At 44.5% G+C, this 21,656-nt stretch carries 27 protein-coding genes; all 27 read right to left on the bottom strand.

Translation table 11 applies throughout. The features are described 5' to 3' along the window. Positions 1–250: 250 nt before the first annotated feature. The 27 genes from dqlB to ACVCAM_RS21895 all read right to left on the bottom strand — a co-directional run bounded on the left by dqlB (position 251) and on the right by ACVCAM_RS21895 (position 21,566). On the bottom strand, positions 251–346 hold the full coding sequence (gene dqlB / locus ACVCAM_RS22025; protein WP_000609145.1) for a DinQ-like type I toxin DqlB: 96 nt from the start codon (positions 344–346) through the stop codon (positions 251–253). A gap of 536 nt (positions 347–882) precedes the next feature. Continuing rightward, complete coding sequence (locus tag ACVCAM_RS22020) at positions 883–1,143, bottom strand: hypothetical protein (protein ID WP_040080119.1); 261 nt, start codon at positions 1,141–1,143, stop codon at positions 883–885. A 110-nt stretch (positions 1,144–1,253) separates the two neighbouring features. Beyond that, on the bottom strand, positions 1,254–2,072 hold the full coding sequence (locus ACVCAM_RS22015) for a SprT-like domain-containing protein (protein ID WP_040080118.1): 819 nt from the start codon (positions 2,070–2,072) through the stop codon (positions 1,254–1,256). A 2-nt stretch (positions 2,073–2,074) separates the two neighbouring features. Beyond that, a complete protein-coding gene (locus tag ACVCAM_RS22010) occupies positions 2,075–2,308 on the bottom strand; it encodes an antirestriction protein ArdR (protein ID WP_044715201.1) in 234 nt (77 codons plus the stop codon). Positions 2,309–2,518: 210 nt separating this feature from the next. Beyond that, positions 2,519–2,788, bottom strand: a complete 270-nt coding sequence (locus tag ACVCAM_RS22005; RefSeq protein WP_044715198.1) for a hypothetical protein — start codon at positions 2,786–2,788, stop codon at positions 2,519–2,521. A 48-nt stretch (positions 2,789–2,836) separates the two neighbouring features. Beyond that, the gene (locus ACVCAM_RS22000) at positions 2,837–3,292 is read right to left on the bottom strand and encodes an H-NS histone family protein (protein WP_044715196.1); all 456 of its coding nucleotides are present in this window, start codon (positions 3,290–3,292) and stop codon (positions 2,837–2,839) included. A gap of 18 nt (positions 3,293–3,310) precedes the next feature. After that, positions 3,311–3,520, bottom strand: coding sequence for a hemolysin expression modulator Hha (hha, locus tag ACVCAM_RS21995; protein ID WP_044715194.1), 210 nt, complete (start codon positions 3,518–3,520; stop codon positions 3,311–3,313). Continuing rightward, positions 3,520–5,841: a type IA DNA topoisomerase gene (locus ACVCAM_RS21990; RefSeq protein WP_044715191.1), complete on the bottom strand. Its 2,322-nt coding sequence runs from the start codon at positions 5,839–5,841 to the stop codon at positions 3,520–3,522. The genes hha and ACVCAM_RS21990 overlap by 1 nt, the downstream gene beginning before the upstream one ends. A 1-nt stretch (position 5,842) precedes the next feature. Continuing rightward, the gene (locus ACVCAM_RS21985; RefSeq protein WP_050886235.1) at positions 5,843–6,499 is read right to left on the bottom strand and encodes a hypothetical protein; all 657 of its coding nucleotides are present in this window, start codon (positions 6,497–6,499) and stop codon (positions 5,843–5,845) included. 2 nt (positions 6,500–6,501) lie between these two features. Then, on the bottom strand, positions 6,502–7,158 hold the full coding sequence (locus ACVCAM_RS21980; protein WP_044715189.1) for a hypothetical protein: 657 nt from the start codon (positions 7,156–7,158) through the stop codon (positions 6,502–6,504). Positions 7,159–7,169: 11 nt separating this feature from the next. Next, positions 7,170–7,943 carry a hypothetical protein gene (locus ACVCAM_RS21975; protein ID WP_044715185.1) on the bottom strand — a complete coding sequence of 258 codons (774 nt, stop codon included), beginning with the start codon at positions 7,941–7,943 and terminating at the stop codon, positions 7,170–7,172. A gap of 14 nt (positions 7,944–7,957) precedes the next feature. Further along, positions 7,958–8,428, bottom strand: coding sequence for a thermonuclease family protein (locus ACVCAM_RS21970; RefSeq protein WP_044715183.1), 471 nt, complete (start codon positions 8,426–8,428; stop codon positions 7,958–7,960). After that, the gene (locus ACVCAM_RS21965) at positions 8,425–8,760 is read right to left on the bottom strand and encodes a hypothetical protein (protein ID WP_050886236.1); all 336 of its coding nucleotides are present in this window, start codon (positions 8,758–8,760) and stop codon (positions 8,425–8,427) included. The genes ACVCAM_RS21970 and ACVCAM_RS21965 overlap by 4 nt, the downstream gene beginning before the upstream one ends. A gap of 5 nt (positions 8,761–8,765) precedes the next feature. Beyond that, positions 8,766–8,969 carry a hypothetical protein gene (locus ACVCAM_RS21960; protein ID WP_044715181.1) on the bottom strand — a complete coding sequence of 68 codons (204 nt, stop codon included), beginning with the start codon at positions 8,967–8,969 and terminating at the stop codon, positions 8,766–8,768. Positions 8,970–9,037: 68 nt separating this feature from the next. Further along, the gene (locus tag ACVCAM_RS21955) at positions 9,038–9,376 is read right to left on the bottom strand and encodes a hypothetical protein (protein ID WP_225622178.1); all 339 of its coding nucleotides are present in this window, start codon (positions 9,374–9,376) and stop codon (positions 9,038–9,040) included. Between the two features lie 4 nt (positions 9,377–9,380). Beyond that, entirely contained in the window at positions 9,381–9,776 is a 396-nt protein-coding gene (locus tag ACVCAM_RS21950) for a cag pathogenicity island Cag12 family protein (RefSeq protein ID WP_044715177.1), read from the bottom strand. After that, entirely contained in the window at positions 9,773–11,608 is a 1,836-nt protein-coding gene (locus tag ACVCAM_RS21945) for a type IV secretory system conjugative DNA transfer family protein (RefSeq protein WP_447093668.1), read from the bottom strand. Before ACVCAM_RS21945 ends, ACVCAM_RS21950 begins: the two co-directional genes overlap by 4 nt. 2 nt (positions 11,609–11,610) lie before the next feature. Further along, complete coding sequence (gene virB11 / locus ACVCAM_RS21940; RefSeq protein ID WP_085281062.1) at positions 11,611–12,642, bottom strand: P-type DNA transfer ATPase VirB11; 1,032 nt, start codon at positions 12,640–12,642, stop codon at positions 11,611–11,613. A 23-nt stretch (positions 12,643–12,665) separates the two neighbouring features. After that, complete coding sequence (gene virB10, locus ACVCAM_RS21935) at positions 12,666–13,877, bottom strand: VirB10/TraB/TrbI family type IV secretion system protein (RefSeq protein ID WP_085281061.1); 1,212 nt, start codon at positions 13,875–13,877, stop codon at positions 12,666–12,668. After that, on the bottom strand, positions 13,874–14,803 hold the full coding sequence (locus ACVCAM_RS21930) for a TrbG/VirB9 family P-type conjugative transfer protein (RefSeq protein WP_044715170.1): 930 nt from the start codon (positions 14,801–14,803) through the stop codon (positions 13,874–13,876). Before ACVCAM_RS21930 ends, virB10 begins: the two co-directional genes overlap by 4 nt. 4 nt (positions 14,804–14,807) lie before the next feature. Continuing rightward, positions 14,808–15,536, bottom strand: coding sequence for a virB8 family protein (locus tag ACVCAM_RS21925; protein WP_044715168.1), 729 nt, complete (start codon positions 15,534–15,536; stop codon positions 14,808–14,810). Positions 15,537–15,775: 239 nt separating this feature from the next. Beyond that, positions 15,776–16,831 carry a type IV secretion system protein gene (locus ACVCAM_RS21920; RefSeq protein ID WP_044715165.1) on the bottom strand — a complete coding sequence of 352 codons (1,056 nt, stop codon included), beginning with the start codon at positions 16,829–16,831 and terminating at the stop codon, positions 15,776–15,778. 11 nt (positions 16,832–16,842) lie between these two features. Continuing rightward, positions 16,843–17,100: an EexN family lipoprotein gene (locus ACVCAM_RS21915; protein ID WP_044715163.1), complete on the bottom strand. Its 258-nt coding sequence runs from the start codon at positions 17,098–17,100 to the stop codon at positions 16,843–16,845. Between the two features lie 9 nt (positions 17,101–17,109). Beyond that, positions 17,110–17,856, bottom strand: coding sequence for a type IV secretion system protein (locus tag ACVCAM_RS21910; RefSeq protein WP_044715162.1), 747 nt, complete (start codon positions 17,854–17,856; stop codon positions 17,110–17,112). Positions 17,857–17,866: 10 nt separating this feature from the next. Further along, positions 17,867–20,626, bottom strand: coding sequence for a VirB4 family type IV secretion/conjugal transfer ATPase (locus ACVCAM_RS21905; protein ID WP_044715159.1), 2,760 nt, complete (start codon positions 20,624–20,626; stop codon positions 17,867–17,869). 21 nt (positions 20,627–20,647) lie between these two features. After that, the gene (locus ACVCAM_RS21900) at positions 20,648–20,938 is read right to left on the bottom strand and encodes a TrbC/VirB2 family protein (RefSeq protein WP_044715156.1); all 291 of its coding nucleotides are present in this window, start codon (positions 20,936–20,938) and stop codon (positions 20,648–20,650) included. Beyond that, entirely contained in the window at positions 20,922–21,566 is a 645-nt protein-coding gene (locus ACVCAM_RS21895) for a lytic transglycosylase domain-containing protein (RefSeq protein WP_044715155.1), read from the bottom strand. The genes ACVCAM_RS21900 and ACVCAM_RS21895 overlap by 17 nt, the downstream gene beginning before the upstream one ends. Between the last annotated feature and the right edge of the window lie 90 nt (positions 21,567–21,656).

The following is a 21,656-nucleotide window of genomic DNA, read 5'->3' as shown; positions in this document are numbered from 1 at the left end:
CCAATTTATCGTCAAAATCGGTGTTGCAAAAACGGGAGTGACCATAGATTCCGTTTTCTGAGACGACCCCTACGAACCAAGATTGGTTAAATAATGCGCTTAACGTACAAAAATTTCCGATCTCCAAACTGACCCCTAAAAGGTTAGGTGGGGGGGGTTATGCGCATCAGATGAATGTTGTAACTAAACGATGTTTTTATTAAAGGCCGGAGGTGGTTAGCCCCCAGCCTTAGTTACGTTTCCGTATTCATCAATCGATGAACTGGCGGATCAGTTCCAGAATAGCAATCAGCGCGTTTGCCAGCGCCGCTACCGCTCTAAGAACGATGATTAACAGATTAATCATCCGGTTCTCCAGATAAGCTGGAGGAAATCACCGTTGCTTACTCATACACTGCCTGTCACAACGGTTCTCTCGCATTGTTAGATGTAGAGTGACTTCCTCCTGCCAGAGCACCAAACACAGCACCACCTGTTTGTTCAGCCAGGACTTTTGAAACTATTCATACCCGCCGGAACGGGGAAGGGCAGGGAGGCCACTTACAGAGCTAACCCCGCAATTATACCGATCTGCTGGCGAAACTCATGCTGTAATTCAGTCAGTTGACAACTTGTGTCAACTGCCACTGGACAGCCTGTGTCAAGTGCCATAATATTATGGGTGTTAGATGTAGAGTGACTTCCCCGGCCAGAGCACCAACTCCGAACCGGAAAACAAAAAAGCCCGATCTCACCAGTCGGGCTTTTTTGCGTCTGAAACAGCGTGCGCTACGTGAAATCTGAGTTCGAGTGAAGGGAGGTTAATCCCGATTTTTTAAACTGAAGCGTCGCCATCCCCCGTGAAAGAAAGCCCCCAACTACGCCCTGACAAAACTGATGATATTAACTTTTGCCGTTGTCGGCCAGCTCGAACATAGTATTCAGGCTGGAACGGAATTGATTCACCGATGATACTAGCTCCTGACTCCGCGCTTTTTCTTGCGCTAGTGAGCGCCTGAGCTGCGTTATCTCGTCTCTGTTACGCTGAAGCTCAAGGATGGCCGTCATAAAGGCTTTACTGGCTGACGCCATTCCGGTAACCTCCTGCGCCTTTCTGATAACCTGATCTTCATCGTCATTTGTTCTGATGGTGTAATGCCCCATAGAAAACCTCTTTTGCTGTCATTTTTATCACGCCGGCACGAATCCGGAAGAAAGATTTGCTGGCAAAAAATCGATGGCCAACTGCTGCGGTCGTAGAATTTTGCTGGCACTTAGCTTTCTCTGAAAGCTTGTTCACAATCTCCGCAATGGATATTCAGCCCGGCCTTACCCCACACAGCAGCACCGCACCCCGGACACTGATATTTTGCCTTGTTCCGTTTAGGCTTGTCCTCAAACGCCGCAACAAAGGACGTATTGCTCCCGGCTATAACTTCTGAATCTGCGTTCCCGTTCTGTGGCGTCACTGACGGTAACAGAGCCATTGACAGCACCGCTTCAATATCAATGCCGGAGCCTGCATTCTGATGCGCCTGAGCCAGCGTTTCCCGCCATTGTTCGATAACGGCGGTCATGTCTTTCTGTTGTTCAACCTGAACGGGGAAGCGGTCAAACCAGCTCAACGCAAATTGCCCCTGAAACAGTTCCAGTGTGACAAGCTGGAAGCGACCGCCGGGGATCGGATAGTCGTTAATTTTCTGGCCGACTTTCGCGCCACCAGGTCTCCCGGTGGAAGAGGGCATTAGTCCGATGCTTTCCATTTTGGCCGCCCACTGCGCATTGTGGTACGTCTTGCGGGAAGGGTTACCAAAGTGAAATTGCCACATATGACACTGTTCATGAACCAGAGTCTGCATAACTTCAATAAGCGGATATGCCGGAAAATACTCAGGATTCAGGGCAATCTCATCAATCATTTTGCCGCTGCCATCAGCAGCAACAAAACGTCTGAAGCTGAAATAGCCCATCGTGTTTTTACCGCGCTGGAAGGTGATCAGGCAGTCGGGAAGTTCGCCGTTAAACAGCCTCTGATTGTAGAAATCAAACGCCTGCTGTAGCTCGTTGTAAGCGCGTTCTGTGGCTCTGGTCATTATCAGGACTCCTGAAAGACTACCCAGCATTTAGCGCCGTCATAGTCATTCCCGCCCTCGGCAATAAACATATTACCTTCGGCATCGACGGCAATTGCTCCTGGGCGTTCATGCTGTGGATCGCGGAGAACGTTTTTCCAGCCATACGCCTCGCCATCCCATATAAGCACAACACCGGAATCAGCATGTTCCTGATTCCGCTGACGCCATACCTTTGCTATTCCGACATGATCCATATGCTCACCCTTATCTGTATTGTACGATACAGATAAAATATAGTAGCCCGAAACCGAATGCAATCATTTTTGCTGGCATTTTGGGTCGCCGACTGGCATCGAGAAAGGAATTATGCTGGCATTATTGCGCGGCCGCATCAGCTGCAGAAGGTATCTTTGCTGGCAGGATTAAGGAAGCCTCCGGTACAGAGGCTTGAGGGGGGAAACGACTCAACGCTTTTTCGCCCACGTTTTTTCATCATCGGTGAGCTGTTCTTTATGCAAGTAATCTCCGGGAACTGGAGGCGGCGTTACCAGCTTAGGATGCCCTGTATCGATATCGCGAACAGTCACCAGTCCGACAATATCCCCATTTTCTTTTAGCGCCCATGCAGCAAGCTGGTATACGGTCGATTCGCCATGCTCACCGGGGACATTATCATGCCTGAAATACCAGTCTGTTGCCGGGATGATTTGTTTGTAGGGTGATAAGTCACTCACGTTTTAATCTCCTTAAAACCCTCCGCACAACCTGGAGGGCTTATAAAGTTACTGTTTATCGTCAGCAGAACCAGACGGCTCTTTCTTGATAAGAAAATCGTCCAGAGAACGGCCAGCCTTTAACGCTTCATCAATCGGTTTTGGCGAACGTCCACGGCCAGACCAGAATTTAACTTCGCCATTTTCTTCAAACTGATACTTTGGCGGTGCTTTCGGCAATTTACTCTTACGTGCATTTGGCGCATCGTCGGTCAGACCAAGCAACTCTTCAGGAGAAAAACCTTCCCCAGCGATGAGCTGAAGCAATTCCTGACGTTTTTTCTCACGTTCCTGACGTTCTGCGGCTTCACGTTCAGCATCTTCTCGCCGCTCTTCGATAACAGCGTTCAACTTTTCCTGCATTTCCAGCAGTTGCTCAAAGCTCGTTTCACGCGCAAAGACACGGACAGAACGAATATTCGTCAGAAGTCTTCGGGCTGCATCAAACGTTTCATTATCGCTCATAGTTCCTCTCTTTATGGGTTATCTGACGTGTTGCCAGACTGATGCGGGGATTTTATCAAACAGTTTATTCATGATTATCTCAGCCAATCGGTGATCAGCAGCAGAATAAAATGTTACCAGCTCTCCAGCGGTAAGGCTGCGTTCATTTTTTTCTATAACTTTCTCTAAGGTTTCCCGGTGTTGGCACTTTCTTAACTGGAAAAGCCAGTCTTGTCTGGTTTTCACCATTATTTTTTCCTGAACTCAAAACCAAGTTTGCCTGTAGATTTATCCTGCAAGGTAACTACAGCGTCAAATTTTTTCCCGGCTTTGCTGGTAAACCCTTTAATCTCGCTGGTTTTACCTTTTTTTATCACCGTTTCAACCTGATTTTGTGTCAGTTTCTTGCCGGAAAACTCAGACCAGATTTTAAACTCACACCCCGTACAGAAAAAGCCTTTTGGCCTGATTAAAATCTCTTTGTTACAGGAAGGGCAGGGGACACCAAGACGGGCGCTTGCCCCCTCAGAAGCCTGTTTCTCTGTAACAGGTTCTCCATCTTTATCCGGGAATGATGTTTTACACTCAGGATAACATGAGCACCCCCAGAAAAAGCCATTCTGCCCCTTACGTTTGCGCAGAAAACCTTTGCTACAGACAGGGCAGGGCGTGGCATTAGACGAAATGTTAATCCCGTTTTTATCCAGATCGTCGATTAAACCGCGAATATAATCGTCGTTGTCTCTGATAAAATCCTCAACGGTCAGTTCGCCGGATTTGATTTGCGCCTGTTTTTCAGCCCATATTGCCGATATGTTGGGTTTAATCACTTCAGGCGGAAGAGCAGCGCAGAACTCCTGCCCCTGTTTTGTTGTTTTCCATACCAACTCAGAGTAGCCCTTTTCTTTCTCTATCGAGATAAGCCCGGTATTGGCAGCCAGTTTTTCAAGGATACCCGCACGGGTAGCTTCTGTGCCGATACTGCCCCGGTCACTGCTCCCCTCGTCTTTGGCTTCAAGCGCTTTTCTCAGAGCCGGATCATCGATAAATTTTGCCGCACTGGTCATCGCGGCCAGTAACGTTGACTCCGTAAAATAGCGGGGTGGAGTTGTCTTTTTCTTGTCCACGTCAGCCGACTCACACAGGCCGCTGTCATTAAATTTCAGAGTCGATAAATCAAAACCGCCCGTTCCGGCATCTTCGGCATCGTCCTCTTCATCATTGTCTTTACCCAGCGCTTCCCAGCCCTTTTGTATCAGAACGCTTTGTGTGGCCGTGAAGGTATCACCTTTAATATCGAAGTGAATTTTTGTTTTGTCACGGATGGCATCCGGGTAAAACAGACCAATGAAATAGACGGCCACCAGGTTATAGACGTTCCGCTCTTTCTCACTGAGCTGAATACCGGCTCCGCTTTTCGTCGTCGGAATAATGGCATGGTGTGCCTCGATCTTACTGGCGTTAAAGGCTTTATGCTTTTGTTCCTTCTCCATATCTGCGGTTGCCGACGCCAGTTCCGGCATTGTGGCCGCGATAGCGACTGCAATATCCCCGGCCTGATAAAAATGCTCATCTGAAAGATAGCGGTTGTCAGAGCGGGGATAGGTCAGCAGCTTGTGTGTTTCATACAGCCCCTGCATCACATCCAGCGTTTCCTTAGCCGTATAACCGTATCGTTTTGCACAAAGTTGCTGAAGCGTGGACAAGTTCAAGGGCAGCGGCGGTTTGGTATTTTCCGGTTTAGTTGTCGCGATCGTCACGAAAGCGTCCTTACCCGCTACCCGTTCGGCAATATGCGCGGCCTGTGCTTCTGAAATCAGGCGTTTTTTATCGTCGATCTGATCGCCGTCCGTTGTCTGATATTTCGCCTTAATATGATTCCCGTTCATCTTCAGACTGGCGAAAACATCGTAGTAAAAGCTTTCAGTGTGATTCTGGTTTGCCAGCGTGCGCATGTTCACCAGTCCGAGAACTGCACTCTGTACACGACCAACGTTCAGAACACCGTCATATCCCTTCTCACGGCCTTTGAGCGTACAGCCTCGCGTCATATTATAACCAAAGTCCTGATCGCATAGAGAACGTGCCAAAGCGCTATCTGTCATGCCGCGAAATTTTTCGTTAGGCTGCATGTTTGCCAGCGATTTTTGCACTGGCGCAAGGTTGAGATCGGCAACCAGCAGCCGCTGGACGGGCTTCTTGTTTCCGGCATAACCTAAAATCTCATCAACCAGTAAACACCCTTCATCGTCGGGGTCGCCAGCATGAACAATGCTATCGGCTTTTTCTATCAGCGACAGAATAATGCGGGTCTGTGCTTCAGATTCAGGTTTTAGTTTGTACGTGGGTGGATAAACGGCTTTAATCGGTAAATCGCTGAATCGCCAGTTAGCATATTTTTCGTCATAATCCTGCGGGTCATAAAGCTCAAGCATATGACCATAACACCAGGTAACAGCATCAGCGCCGTGTTCAAAATAACCGTTTTTCTTCTCCGTATTAGGGTTGCCACCTAATCCTTCGAAAATCGCTTTTGCTAATGATGGTTTTTCAGCAATAAAAAGTCTCATATTAATGGCTCCTGTCAATACAATCTTTTTGTACTAAGGACTGAATTTCGCCCGCTGCCGCAACAATAATTTCTTGTGCATTATCTTTGTCAAAGGCGTTAACTATTATTGATAGCTGGTCACTGACATCCCTTGCTAATGAAAAAGTATCTTCATTGTCATCATCCTCCCAGACATATCGGTTTTTCAATAATGACTCCACGCTGCCTGTTTTACTCGTTGTTGTGCAGGTGAAAGAACCATCTTCTAATCGCCGGGTTTCTATTTCATACTCAAACACTGGCTTAAAGTTTTCCAGAGTGTTAGAAGTAAATGCAACAGCAATAACTCGCTTCCCTCTGGCGCTCATGATTTTTAAAAAATCATACAGAAATGAATCATTTATGTTCTGTGGAAATTCTACACTATCGAGAATGACAGTGGATTCCTTCGCATCCAGAATATGATCCAAGTAAATATCTTCATTAGTACGGCAAAGGAAATGCAAGTCTGGATAACATGTTGCACCGCACATTTTTGAAAAGTCAAAGTAACGCGAATCGGGGATAGTTGCTTCTTCGAGTAGTTTACTTTTTCCTGTCCCCGTCCTCCCATGAACCAGAACATGCCCTTGCGATTTTTTCAGGGCGTCTTGTGCTGTTTTCTTATCATGTTCCATTTTTAATCCTCCAGCTGAAGTGCGCCAGTAGCAAAGGCAGCTTCAACAATTGCGGAAAGTTGATGCGTTGGCATATAATCTTTGTAATTAATCCATACTCGTTTAATTTTCCCATCAACTTCTACGGCACGCTGTCTCCTTTCATTGCAATCACTATCCAGCCATACACCATTGAATAAAGGAGAACTGTTATTCTTAAAATAGACTTTTTTATCTTCATCAGACATGCAGTTGAGCATATGCGCGAGATAACGAGATACAAGCGCGAAACTTCTTACCGTATGGTTCTTATCGTCAGGTTCAACGTTTTTATTATCGAACTCTATAATGCCGCCTTTGTGGATTCTGAATTCCCCAAATGTCATAACATGCGCACGTTCTGGTTTTGTCGGGAATGTCCATGTAGCGTAAAAAGAGTATACCCCGCGCTCTTTTTCTATCCACGCCTCCGCAACGAAGCAAGCCTCGCTACCATCCAGACAAGCTGAATAGCGCGGAGGTACACAAAACGAATCACTGTCGTGAGAAACAGGCTGCGTGTATTTTCCAAGAATGAAGGTGTCACCGACTTTCATATCCCTGATTGAACGCTGAAACCAGAGCGGCATACGGCAGTAACGCATAAAATCATAAACCGTCTTTATTGAACTCACTTTCATTATTGGCTCCTTTACCAGCCATACGGATAAGCAGGAAACGTCAGCCAGCTTTCAAGCAGGTATTCGGTTTCTTTGTTCCAGTAAAAATAAAAACCCCTGGGATTGAAGAAAACGGAATAACCGTCAATCTCACCAATTTGTTCTGCTTTATTGAACAAAGGATTGACATAAAAATCATCTTCGAAAGAATCAGTGAGATTAGACGCTACGAAATCCTTACGAGATAGTTTTGTTATTTTGTCACGCTCATCATCAAAGTTAATGCGTTCCATTGTATGGGGATTGATGCCAAAACCTACCGTTCCGCCAGTGAATGCTCTGTGTTCAAAATTACCCCATGTAAGTTCATCTAATGAATCGACATGTTTTTGTGTGATTTCCAGAAAGGATTGTTTAACTGGTTCCTTATCATCATAGTTAGCTTTCTCCGGGAAACTGATAAGAAACTCAGCCGTTTCACCCTTATCATGATTGAATAAAGGGTTTAACTCCTCCTCATTTTCAAATTCTTTCTTAAATGCTTCAATATCACGCACGAAACATGACATATAGTAATATCTGTCTGTCTGGAACAACCCTTGTAAATCTTCACCATGAAGCAAAGCAAACTGGCAAATACGATCATACAAATCCATTGCCTTTTGATAATCATCGTTAGGGACGATTAACTTTACCTCAGCCGCGCTTTCTGTCATGCCTGGTGTAACATAAACATCTGCACTTACAAGCAAGTTACCAACACATAAACGGTTATTGAAACGTTCTTTATCGGATTCAGTCATCATCGTTTCATTCCTCTTTATTTACTATGCCGCCATTCCCACGGCGGCACTGGTTGACTGTCAGCCCACAGGCCGCGCTTTTGTTCCTGTGCTGCCCTTTGCAGAGCCGGTAATGAATTATCGCTGTTGTACTTGTCGTAAACCCATGCTGCACCAGATTGCACCATAAAGCGGTTGGCCTCTGTGCCGTTCGCCGTGAACACACGCCCGATAATGCGCCCGTAGCGATCTGTCTGCGTATACGTCACCGTGACGGGCAGCGCTGCAACCAGGCCTTTAAGCTGATTGGTTGACCAGCGCCCGAAAGCCTGTTTCTTTTCCGGTGCATCGATGTTTGCCAGGCGAATCCTGACGGGCTTTTTATCCTGCAATACTTCGATGGTGTCACCATCGAGCACACGGATAACTTTTCCCTGAATTTCTGCTGCACACAACGTAGCTGGAAGCACGACTACAAAAAGAGAAAAAGCATAAAGAAAACACTTCATCGTTTCTTTTCCTCCCACATGATAGTTCCTATCTTAAACAGTGAGAAAATCACGATGATTGAAACACCAACAACTACCAACATAGGAATAATCAAGCTATACAAATTAATTGTATAATTAAAAAAACGCTCAAAGTAATAGTATTCAGATTCAGATGTACTTCCCCATAAGATAACGGCGATACGATAAAACCCATAAACCAATACAGGGAACCAAGCCATAAAAAAGAGTAGCCGAGTAAACACTGAGGCAACCTTTTTAGAGTATCCTATGAAAATAAACAGAATATCACTGACTCTTCCTGCTGCTGATCCCATAATAATCCTCACCATAATCTTTAATCCTCTTTATCCTGTTTCTCAACGTCACATTCATCCAGAAAAATTTTATCATTGCAATTAACCAGAGAGATGTAAGCGGTACAGTTTTCGATAATCGCATTCACTGTCTCATTACCTGTATTTTTCAAATCACTTAGATTCTGAGTAACCGTTACTGTTTGAATATTATGACGTGACATTTTTAAAATCATTTTATCCATAACTAACGTCCTTCGGTTGTTCAACCCCGCAAACCTCAGATTAAAATCTGAAATTTTCGGGGTTATCGTTATTCCTGGAATGAGCGACCATAGCGCTGAATAATCATTTCCAGATTGTCTTTATTGATTACAGCGCCGTCACAGGTATTTAAGATACTTTGCCTAAGCCTTGCTGTGGCTTCAGGATTATAGTAGGGGGTAAAAACCCGGACATTGAAAAAGCGCTGATTAACTGTCTGACAGGCTGGCTGTGTATCCCCCTGTAATTTTCCGGCCATGCAGGTTAACAATTCACATGGATCACCCGTCTGGTTTAACCCGTCAGTGTGGTTATGCTTTTTGGCTAAAGCAGGCGTTGTCAACACAGCAAGAACGAGCGGAACTATAAGCACATTGCGAACATTCATAATGTCATCCTTTCTGAAGATAGATATTGATGGATTTAACACCAAATTCATCACGCTTATATCGGTACTGGATTAATCCATATGCACCGTTAGACCTAAGCCAGTTTTTTGCAGTAAAGAAGTCTTCACCCCGGCTACTTTCAATAATAATTGAGTCTGAATGAGCAACAGCATAGAAAACCGCATCATCGTAAAGACGGTTCTCAGGAGTAAAGTTTTTTATAACCTTTACCCAGGATGAATTAACACGGTCAGATTTAATTACCGTAAAAGTAGGTTGCCAGTCCATTAACTGTGAATTCATTGTTTCCGGGTTTTTCTTCCAGTCAACCTGTGGGGGTTCAGGAGGTGATGAACAGGCAGAAAGAAAGACAAAACCAGCCAGCACTATTCTTTTCATAATAAAACCTCAGATTCAAGCTCACCTACGGAAAGCATTTTTTCTTTTGAAGGGTATTTAAGCCCCTTAACACCAAAGATATTTTTTGTCTTGTTAAGACTGGACGTTAAAGCAGCCAGCTTCGGACTTACCAGCATAAGCCTGTCCATAAAATACGAATCAAGGTAGTAAAGGGCTTTTTTGGCTTTAACAGGGTTCTCACCCTTCAGGATGATAAACTCCTCTGAAAACTCCAGCGTTCCCAGCTCCTGTGGAAGTACCAGAGCGCGTTGAGCGTCACTTTCGGAATTGCTTTTTGATGTCGAACGACCGCTCGTTTTACTGGAACCAGTAGACTTAGCGGTTGTATAACCAAGCTTCTCTGAAATCTTTTTAGCATCATCCTCTTCACTGACAGCATAGATAATCCGGCAAGGGTGCGCACTCATCAGAGTCTTAGCTCCCTCTATACCGTAGATTTCATTAAGCTGGCTGATATTCTGATAAATCGTCAAAAGCTTGAGTTTAAAGCCTGCAATGTACCCCGAACCTTTTTTAATAATCGGCATATAACCAATTGAAGGGAACTCATCTAGAAACATTAAACAGTCATGCTTAAGCGTTGGGTCAAAATCCGGGTTTTCCCTCAATGTGACTTCAACGACAAAGTTAAAGAACAGGTTCAGGAAGTCATAGGCAAGGGACATATCCTCCGCATTCACGCCAACATAAATAGAGATATCTTCCCGGCGCAGCTGGCGAAGGTCAAAATCATTACCGTCAGTACATTTTCTGACGGTAGGGAGGTAAAACAGACTCATTTTTTTACGGAATGAACCATCGATACTTGAACGCTGTTCGTCTTCAGTTTCGTGGTACTCACGGATTTTCGTCAATGCATCCCGTAAGTGAAACAATGCCGTTTCATCTAATCCCGCTATCCCCTCAAAGTCTTCACGGTTAGCCAGTACGTTTTCCCGATCAATATTGCTGTAAAGGTCAACAACAGAACCGATTGAGAAAATGGGTTTAAGATTGAATTCGTTAAGCCAGTCAGGAGCGTAATTGATAAAAAAGTGAAGCAGTTTTGCAAGGCCAGTCCAGTATTGCCCGGCAAGGTTGTTAAAGTGGGCTTCGGCTCCCGTCATACCATAAGACGGGAACAGAATTTCTATCAGCTTCAGTAAGTCTTTAGCGCCACTCTCAGCTTTTAAATCAATATAGAAAAGCGGGTTAAACTTATGCGTTTTACTGTTAAAGGGGTCTAACAAAAAAACTTTATTCTGGAGAATCACCTCGCGAACTTTACTGGTGATTTTCCACAGTTCCTGTTTTGGGTCTAAAGCAATAAGAGAGTGCTTTCTTACCAGAAGATTAGGAATTCCTATTGCAGCACCTTTACCCGCGCGTGTACCTGCACCCAGCGAAACAAAATCAGGAGCCGTATACCAGAGATATTTTCCCTTGTAAGCGCCGACAAGTATATCGTCGTCATTCTCTTTCTCCCATTTTAGCAGCTTTGATTTTTTTAAATCATCATCGCTGGCAAATTTCGCATCACCATAGAGAGAAAAATCTTTTTTATTCAATTGCCAGATAATAAAAACGGGAACGATAACTGAGGCAGCTAAACCAGAAAGAAGAGCGGGCATTGCCGTAATTCTGATATCTGACCGTATATTACTTTCTGTCATGAGTCGCCAGAGTAACATAGAGTCGAAGTTCTTCCATATGAACAGTGGCGTTTTACCATTAAAAAAGTAGACAGCAACAGAACCTGCATAATACGTAAAAAGACACATAACAAAACCGATAAAGAGCCACTGCCCTTTATCAGAGAGTTTAAGAGACATGATCACTCCTTCAGCTTTTCAAAGTATTCCTGAAAGTGAATATCGCGATAGTAAATACCCGATGCAAAGCGTAGGTCTTCGTCATCAATGTACTTAATACTCATGATTACATCGACGTTGCTCAAAACCCTTCGCAGTATAATGTTATAGGGCAGATTCTGGCATTCCGGGTTCATATAACACCGCTGAACAAGGCCAAGCACAGCATCTTCAGGCGTGCTTTCATGTACCGTGGTTATGTTTCCTGCGTGGCCGGAACTTGAACCTTTAAGAAAATCCCAGGCTTCCGCGCCACGAACTTCTGTCATCAGTATCCTGTCTGGATTCATACGAAAACCAGAACGTAGTAGAGAGGCCGAGTTAACAACGATACTTTCACCCTCTGACGGGTAATACAGCTTCACATGGTTTTTATGAAAACGGAATTTTGCCTCATCAGTATCTTCTATTGAAACACATCGCAGATGATGAGGGATGTATTGCAGACAGGCATTTGCAAACGTGGTTTTCCCGGCTCCGGTTCCGGCACAGAACACCATCGTTTTACCTTTAACCAGACATTCAGGAATAAACCGTTCAAAACGATTATCTTTAAACATTAAAGATAATTCGTCCTCTTTATTCCTGAAATCAGCGCCCTGATTTAGCTTCGAGTAGAAACCCTGTTTAACGAATGTTTCATGGTCAATAAAAACACTGGACGGCTTACGAATTGTGATTGATACCGTTTCACGTTCCGTTGCCGGGGGGATGACAATCTGTACGCGCTCCCCAAGGGGGAGCGTGGCAGAGCGCAATGGATATTCTGGCGTAACAGAACCCCCATCATGATAATCAGAAATTGCCCCAGCAAATGACATACAGTCACCAAAAGTCATACTCGTTTGGTGTTGCTGCCATTTACCCCTGACTTTAACAAACAGTTCACCGGGACGATTTACGGCAATCTCGGTTAAACCCTCCACACTATTTAGCCACTGATGAAAATAATCATTCACGATATCGTAAACAATATGGCGATTTTCAGTATTAATATCACCCTGCATTACCTGACCTCTTATCGCATTTTCAGTTTATAGATACCTGAGAAATCCAGATCCTGACCGACAATCAGAGTAATAATCTCCCCCTGATTTTTATAAAGCGTTGGTGGAATATTCACACTGTTAGAAAAGGCTTCACGGGCGATATCAGCAAAAGCCTGTCGGCTGTTTGCGGTATAGTCCGTCTGGTTATCCTTATTGTTTTTAGCGGCTCCACTCGCCCACTGAGCCACATCGGGGATCATGCCAACCATCATAGCCCCGGAAAAACGCTCCCAAAAATGCGTATCAATCCAGCCTGACGCTCCGGCCTCACCTAATGGCCCAGCCGCCTGTGTATCAATCAGCGGAATATCGATAAACGGTGCAGTGCGTGTTCTCAGTTTGGTCGCCATAAGGAATACAGCGCCCTGACCGTGCTGAAGGGAACCGGCTTTATAAATCACATGGGCGGCAGTTCCTTTTTCGATGAGTTTTACATTACCGTTGGCACTGTAAATGTCAGAATTAACCGTGCAGACCAATTTTCCTGCGAGATCAGAGATAAACTTTCTGTCCAGTGAACAGGGTATGCCCGTATTTTCTGGAATAAATAGATTGGGATCATAGGGAACCCTGGTAATTTTCGACAGCGATACGGGCGCTCCGGCATTAACAGGCTCGACCTCCTGTGTCGTGCTGGTATTACCTCCACCTTTGGTTTCACTGGCTTTTTGTGTTGAGGCGCTGCCGGAACCTCCCGATGCCGCAGAGCTACTGCCACCATAAGACACATCAAGCGCACGGCTGAAGTTATGCTGTACGCTTTCTGGCGCTGCTTCAGCTTTCCCGCTGTTGTTATCCCCTTTTTTCTCTTCCTGCCCGCCCTGCGTCTTTTGGTCAGAATTAAAAGGGTCAACGTCATCGCTTAACCCGGTCTGACGCTTCACCGACCCCGTAGCCACATCACTACTGGCTGGTTTTTCGTCATTACTGGACATTGAACGGATGATGGAAGGGACATAATAGACGGATACCCCAGCAGCCAGCAGAACAAAGGCGGCCACAATGATGATTAGCCCCTTACGTGATTTTTTAAGCTTCTCGATGCCCAGGCTGTTAGCTGGCCGTCCTGAATCCTCCTCTTTATCTGTTTTGTCGGCCTGCTCAAGCTCTTTCTGTCGCCGTTCGCGCAGTTCCCGCTCAATTTCAACGGCGGTGAGAGTTTTATTTTCCTGTTCGCTCACTGGATCACCTCTTTTTCAACTTTCGGAGATACGGTGTCTCCTGCCGGAAGCCGGACTTTGCCAAAGCCCCGATTTTCAACCCCGACAACCTGATTTCCGATACGCAACACAAAACGCTGGTCTACAGGCACACCCACAACGGTAAAACTGCTGCTTTTCTTCACTACCGGATTAGTCAGGGTTTCCTGATCGCCGCTCATGACAAAAATACTCGGGATTTTCTTCAGTGGGCTGAATCCAAACCAGGTATAACGGCCATCGTCATATGCATAATCCGGGCTGATATCCTGGCTACCTTCAGCAACTCGCTTCCAGTACTGCCAGTTGCGCGGAGATTTGGCATTTTCAAGCGCGTTGTTGATGGTTTTTTCTTCCTGTCGCTTGTTGTAAGCCTCAATCCTTTTTTTCTCGATCTCGGCCTGCTCTTTACGCCTTTCCTGCGGGTACTGGTAATTCACAACAAAAGCAATTTTATCCGGCTGGCGAAACGTCCGGGCGTTCAGCTCCATGCTGTAATTGCGTTTTGTGGTACGGACAAACAGGTTTGTTCGCCAGCGTTCCAGATCGGTTTCAGGGTCAAGAGCCACGTTAACGACTTCAGATGACTGCTTTCCGTTCTCGTCCGTGTTGTTGTTCTGCACCGTCTGTTTAACTGGCTTCACTTCGACATAAACAAGATTATCTTCTTTATTCACCGACCATCCCTGGGGGAAGCCTGTTCTGGCACTGATAACAGTTTCGTCGTCATCAAATACCAGTGTGGTTGTATAGCCGACTGCACTGTTAATAACAGTCGTATTTTGAGGGTTATAACTGACAATCTGGTTTCGTGGATCGAAGCGGCTTCCCGATGGCTGTACTGCCGCATTACAAATGTGCGCAGCCATCAGAAGCGCAATTACTAACGCTCCTTTTCTTATTTTCATATTTTCACCCTTTAACTTCTTTATCGCGAACGTAGCTGGTTACAACGAATTTGAGCGGATTATTATTACGTTCACCCGATGCCATTTCGACCTGTGGCTCAATCCGGTAAGTTAGCCGGATATTCCAGTATTCATCATTATTTTGGCCTGTCGCCACATCCCTGACGGTTAGTTTAAAGCGAACATATGCCCCCATATCCTTATCATCAGGACGGGATGACGGGCTGATAATGACAGACGGCTTATCTTGCACGGTAGCCGTTCTTTCAGCTTTTCTGTAAATGACTTTAGGTGAATTACTGCTATTGATTAGAGCATTATATTCAGTTGCCACATTTTCAGCGCTATAGAGCAATACATAATCATAGTCATGCTGAAGACTAAAATAGTTATAACCTTCGCGACGTTTAACGTACTGAGTGATAAAGTATTTTGCCAGCGCTTCATTTTCAGAGAGATTTTCTTTTTTAACAGAAGTCAGTCTTTCAGCAACGCCAGTGACACCATTAATAAGATAAGCCTCGACAACCGTACTCTTTAACGGAAGCGCACCATTCAGGGCAAGCAGCGACAACACACCAACGGCCATCCCAGCAATACCACCAAATTTATATATGCGGTTCATTTTCTCCTGTAACACTACATTTTTCTCTTCAAATGTGGTTGAAGAGTCCGTTACTTCTTTTTTCTTATTAAAACCGGGCAGTTTTAATTGTGGAATTTTAAACCCCATTGCGCATTACCTCTGCTGAATTAACAGGTTCGCTTTTCCCGGAAACCGGAGGTTGTTTGTGTGACGCCTGACAACCAAACAGACAAAGTGTCACGAAAAACGTGATAATTAGTTTCATAGTAAAACCTGAGATTAAAGATGAGTGAGAAAGTAGAGTGGGATTAACTGGTAAAAAAAGACATTATCAAACAGGCAGTAATAAAAAAGATGAAAATAACCATATATAATAAATTATTCACCTACCCTCCATATTTCTTCTTAGCCATTTCGATTGCGGCACTACGCAGTTTTTTTGCACCAATATTTAACCCCTGCCCGGTCAGATTACCCAGCTTACCGGACATTCCCGGAGACTGACCAAGCCCCCCTTTCTGACGACTAATGCCCTTCCATGCGCCAATACCTGCGTTTCTCCCCATGCCAAGAGCACCACGCGCCATGCGGGAAGCACCAAATACGCCAGCACCTATCCCCATAGCAGCAGCCCCCTGCAATGCCCCCTCAACGCCAACACCTGCGAGCTGTGAAGCATAGGTTTTGGCCTGCCAGATAATCCAGGCCATGAATGCACCCGCAACCCCGGCTTGAGCACCGGTCGAGATGAGATTTAGTTCGTCTGCATTTGCTATAGATATGGTCAAGATGCCATTAAGGAAAGTCATTCCCGCTTTAATAGCCAAACCGCAAAACAGAAATATAAAACATGAGCTAAATATTAACTGTAGCCAGCTATTAAACATTTGCCTTAAAAAACCAAAAGAAAGGCAAACAATAAACAATGGCGCAGTAATAGTTAGCATTTTAAGTGTAACTTCAGCAGCAAGATAAACTATAGATGTTAATAGCAGCGCTAATATACCGCCAGCATATGTTAATATCGCCGCAATAGCGCCGTCTGTTTTAACATACGTGGAAGTATCTTTTGACATAAGATATGCTGCAACTTGCTGAACTTTTTCCCAAAGTTCATCAACCCATTTCCAAGGGTCACCTCCTGCAAATGTTTCCTTTAGTCCATCTATAGCCTGATTAGCGCTATCTAGCCAACCGCCCATATTCCTGACAAAAACAAGGATCAGCCAAAAACGAAATAAATTCCAGATAAAATCCTGAACATGAGATTTCTGTTTCCCTACAATTACTGTATAGGCATACCACAATATATAAATAGAAATACCATACTTACCCAATTGATACGCTATTGAAGAAAAGTTATCTAACTGACCAGTCAAAGACTGGTCGAGAACTTTAACAATAACGTCATGGGCGGCTTGGAAAAACCTAGAAGTTGCCATAATGGCTCCTTTTAACTTCCCTCTTTACCCAAAACATCTTTGAATGCGTCTTTAATGTCAATGTGCTTAGGATGCAATTGCTTATATCTAAACAAACCTTCTTTAGCATTTTTACAATTGTCACTATCACTACCAGACTTTTTGCATTCAGCTACTTTTTTAGTTGCTTCGTCTACGTGAGACTGCCACCAGTCTACAGACTTTACCTCTTCACACCCGGCAAGAAAGAATGTAAGCCCTAACGCTGCAACTACTCCATATTTTTTCAAAGTTCCTCCTCAGTTCATTTCATAGCTCTGCTGATCAAACGCTGACTTATAATCAACAATTGGTGTATCCGCATTGACTGCATCCAACTGTTTCTTTTGGAATGCAGCCTCCGACATCTTCATCTTGTATTCTGCAAGATCGCGCTGCTTATCGCGATACATTTCATACTGAAATTTGAGCTTCTCGAACTTCAGGTTCTCCAGAGAGACAGCATTAGTCGCGTCCTGTGTAGCTTTAGTGTCCTTCGCGTTTTTAACCTGATCGATAAGGTCTTTCATCGACTGGTTGTCGCTACGCAGCTTTTCTTCAAGCTGATTACCGTACTCAACCCCTGCCAACTGGGACAGGAATGTCGCCTCACATCCCCGAACCTGGTTACCTGTGTACCCCAGCCCTTTACAGGTATCCGTTACCTTGTAGTCGGAAAGCAGCGATTTAGCCTGCGCAGAGAGCACAGCATCAGGGTTTTTAATGTAGTCATCGATAAATGCATTACCCTGGTCGTAAATCTGTGTTAGTTCCTTACTGACAGACTGTGCGTCCTGAACCAGCCCCTGAACGTCACGGATACCTGTTTTCGTTAACAGCTCGTCCTTATAGGCCGTAAGCTCGTTCTCCCACTGTTTGGCCTCTTTTACCCACTGCGCCGCCGTATCTAACGCTGACTTTGCATCATGCACAATCACCCCGCTACCTATAGCAAAGGCGCTTGCCGAGCAACAGATGAGCGTTGCGGCCAGAAATTGTTTTTTCATCATATTCACCTTAATTAATTCCACGATTGGCACGTTCAAGATAGATATCAATCCAGTCTTCCGGTTTCATCCCTTCTTTCCAGATTTCATCGAACAGCTCCAGCTGCTCCGTAGAAGCACTTAAAATCGGGAGATAATAAGCGGCTTTACCCAGATCTAACTTTGCAAAGGCTGCAAAGTCATCGCGTTCGCCCTGCCGCTGTGGGTTTTTGACCACCATGAACTGACGCGAAAGCGGGTCAATAGCTTTAATTTTGTCAAAATAAAGCTCTTTTACCTGTAGGCCGTCGACATATTCCCCACGCTTGGCTTTAGGATTTGCAAGATAGATATGTGTGGCACACTGTTCACGAACAGCAGCTGCTATCGGCGTTTTAATCAGCTCATCCGGCGACTGCGTAGCGACAACGAGCACCATATCCAGCTTACGTCCAGTCTTGAGTTTGTTATAAACGAAATCCCTGAAAGCATCGTTGTTCAGCCACTGCCAGAACTCATCCATATAAATAATGAGTCGTCGGCCGTCGGCCAGCATTGTTACGCGATAAATAAGATAAAACGAAGCTACCGGGGCAACAACTTTATCATCCAGAAATTCCGTACCATCAACACCAAAAACATCCAGATTGGATACGTCAAAAGTATCTGTGCGATTATCAATGACCCAGCCGTATTCACCTCCCTGTTTCCACGCTTTAAGACGAGCCTTGATACCATGACGCTTAGTTTCTGCATCATCTGGTTCAAGAATAAGCGGAATAAGTTTACTGACAGGGAATGAACGATCTTCCCTTGCCATTAAACGCTCAACTGCATCTGAAATCAGGCCGTTCTGGTAATCATCCAGGGTATTGTTATTAAGCGTACAAATCAGTCTTATCAAATCCTTCATAAAAGCGATGTTACGCTTGGTTGGCTTCAGAGCCGCTGGATTCCACCCGGTCGGTGCGCCACCCTTAACCCGGTAATATTCACCTCCCATAGCGCGAATGCCGACTTCACCCGCCCTGTCTTTATCAAAAAAAACAGTGGTCAGTTTCCTGACCTTTCGGTTAGACGGAAAGGACTCCGGCGCACCGTACTGTTGTACGGCGTATGCTTTCGTCATTAAAAGGACAGTTTTACCTACGTTTGATGTCCCAAGAATTTCCGTATGTCCCAGCGTTGGGTTTTTACCAAAGAAATTCTGGTTTTCCGTGGTCATATGGTAGTTGAGGTGATAAATATCATTACCAGAACCGCGCAAGGTAATTAATCTGTCACCCCAGGTATTCCCTTTTTCTTTCCCTGTAAAGAAGTTATGGAAGCTTTCCATTTCAGCAAAATTAAGACTGCTAAGGGTACACAAGCGAGGGCGCAAGTTATAATTACCCGGTAACTGAGCAAAATACGCAGCCCCAAGACTCAGGGTCGAATATGTGATAATAAGCCCAAGGTCTTCAAGGGTTGTGGTCACTATATTGGTGTCTTTAACCAGACGTTCCGGCGTGTCAGCAAAAACAATCAGCGTCTGGTGACTCTTACCAAAAGAGTTGTAACCACTGGAAACCATATCCAGACCAACATGCAAATCAGCCAGCAATGATTTAGCCGCATCATCAGTCATCTCAAGCTTATCAATCTGATCGTCCAGCGCCTTGATGGAGGCTTGCTTATCCATCGTAGTGAAAGACGATGTAAAGACATATTCAACAGGGAGATACATCAGCGCATCAAAAATTCCGGCGTCCGTCTCCTGAAAGTAATCCTTTATTTCAATGCACCGGAAATATCTGGCGTGATCAGAAGCTGTAATTTGCCCTGCATCGTTACCGAAAAACAAGTCTTTACCGCCAAGATAAGTATAAAAAGGACTATTAGTTACTCTTACCTTTTGAAACTTCCCGGATAGCAGATACTGAAAAAGGGAAAGTTGGTCAGAAAATACCTTGCTATTTTCTTCAAACAAACCAAGACGGCGAGAGTGGAACCTGGACAGATAAGTATCAAGTCTGCCACAAATTTCGTTCATGTCGTTAATGGGTTCATCAAAAATATTTTTATTCCGCTTATTCCTTGAAAGAAAATGTGAAACTTTATCTTCAGCATTGAAAGGCTTATAACAGACTGTCAGATAAAGTTTGTTTTCAAAATATTCAGGCTCAGAAAGAGAACGGTAATAATCATTCATAACCCGGTTAACAAATGGGATTTTACTGTTAAATGAAGACTGAACCTCTTTCTTTACACGAACACGGTGTGTGTAGAACGTCACAGGCTTACCCTCAAAGCTTCGAATAAGCGTGTTGAGTTGGTCTGTCAGTAACGTCAGATCCTCCTCATCAACACATTCAAAGTAAGCGCCGTCAATATGCCAGGTAGCCAGCAAATCACGGCTTTTTGTGACGATTAGATTATCTGTGATATGAGAAGAGTACGGTATCAGCTCCTCAATAGAAGACTGGTCTTTCAGCTTCATAAAATTGTCCACTCTGGAAATATCAACTTCATCATACTGGCTCCCCGCATAATGGACGGCACTGAAGCGTTTGTTTGACAAGGGATGACCTTTGATTACAGTTCGTAGATAAAGCAGGTCAAAGAAACGCTCATCGATCTGTGTTACTCGCTTGATGGCATACCACCCTGGCAATATGAGTGCATACATTGCATCATGAATCCATACACCAAGTAATACAGAAATAAGGCACATTCCAAGGAAGGGGTAGAGCGGAACGCCCAACCCCCGGATTAAAGCGGGGCGTGTCAGCCCTTTAAAAAGAGTACTCATATTTACGCCCCTGAGATTAACTTATGACAACCAGTCCGGTACGTAAGGAGCAATGATAAAGATAATCATCCCGATAATCAGAGGATAAATCCATGTCATATGTTGACGTGCAAACAGCGCAATATATGCAATACCTAAGCAAATAATGGTGATTGCTGGTTTTCTCAAGTCAGTAAGGAAATCAATGATCTTTTGTAAAAAACCGGTAGTCTTTGTAGATACATCATCAGCAAAAGCTGGTTCCGCAACACAAAGCATTAAGGCAGCCATAAAGACAGTGAGTGTTAAGTAACGTTTATTCAGTTTCAACATCGTTTGTTTCCTTTTCATCTGATACGGTGCCACGCATGGCATATTTTGGATAAACAGTAGTTTCTTTTCGCGTAATGTCCTGTGTTGCAGTCTCCTTTCCTATTTCATCCTTAACCGATGGAACAGCCCATACCTTTTTGTTGTCTGGACGGCTATAACCAATACGCTGCGTATAGCTCGTATTATTAAAATTTGATTCAGATTTTTGCCCCGTCACAAAATTTCCAGAGTAATAACAACTAAGAGCGTTTTTTAAACTCCCTCCCCTTTGATAGCAATCAAGCATGATTTTTTCGAATACGGTAAGGTTTGTACACTGCGAGAAAAGTTTTTCTGCATTGACGCCATATTTAGAAAAATTAGTGCTTGTTATTTGCATAAGACCCGTTGAATAACGGTGATTTCTAGCTTCAATTTTTTTTATTATGCTTAGTGCATCCTCCTTAGAACTTGGGAAATAAGAAATTACGCCACTATCACCGGGCTTACGCTCACCTTTCGGTATAATCTCGGCTATAGCATAAGGATTAAAGCCAGATTCAACCCTTGCAACTTCATGAGCAGTATCAGGATGAACGCTGGCGGCGCATTGCATAGCAAGCGCGATAAAAGCTGAGGTAGATAACATTGATTACTCCCGGCCAGAACAGCACGGAACAGATCGGCAGAACGATTACTCTTCGGAGTCGATATCGGCTCCGTTTATGAGTTCATCTAT

The organism is Enterobacter sp. CFEC122 (genome assembly GCF_052983755.1).
Note: the sequence above shows the minus strand (reverse complement) of the source record. Positions and strands in the feature narration are given on the sequence as shown.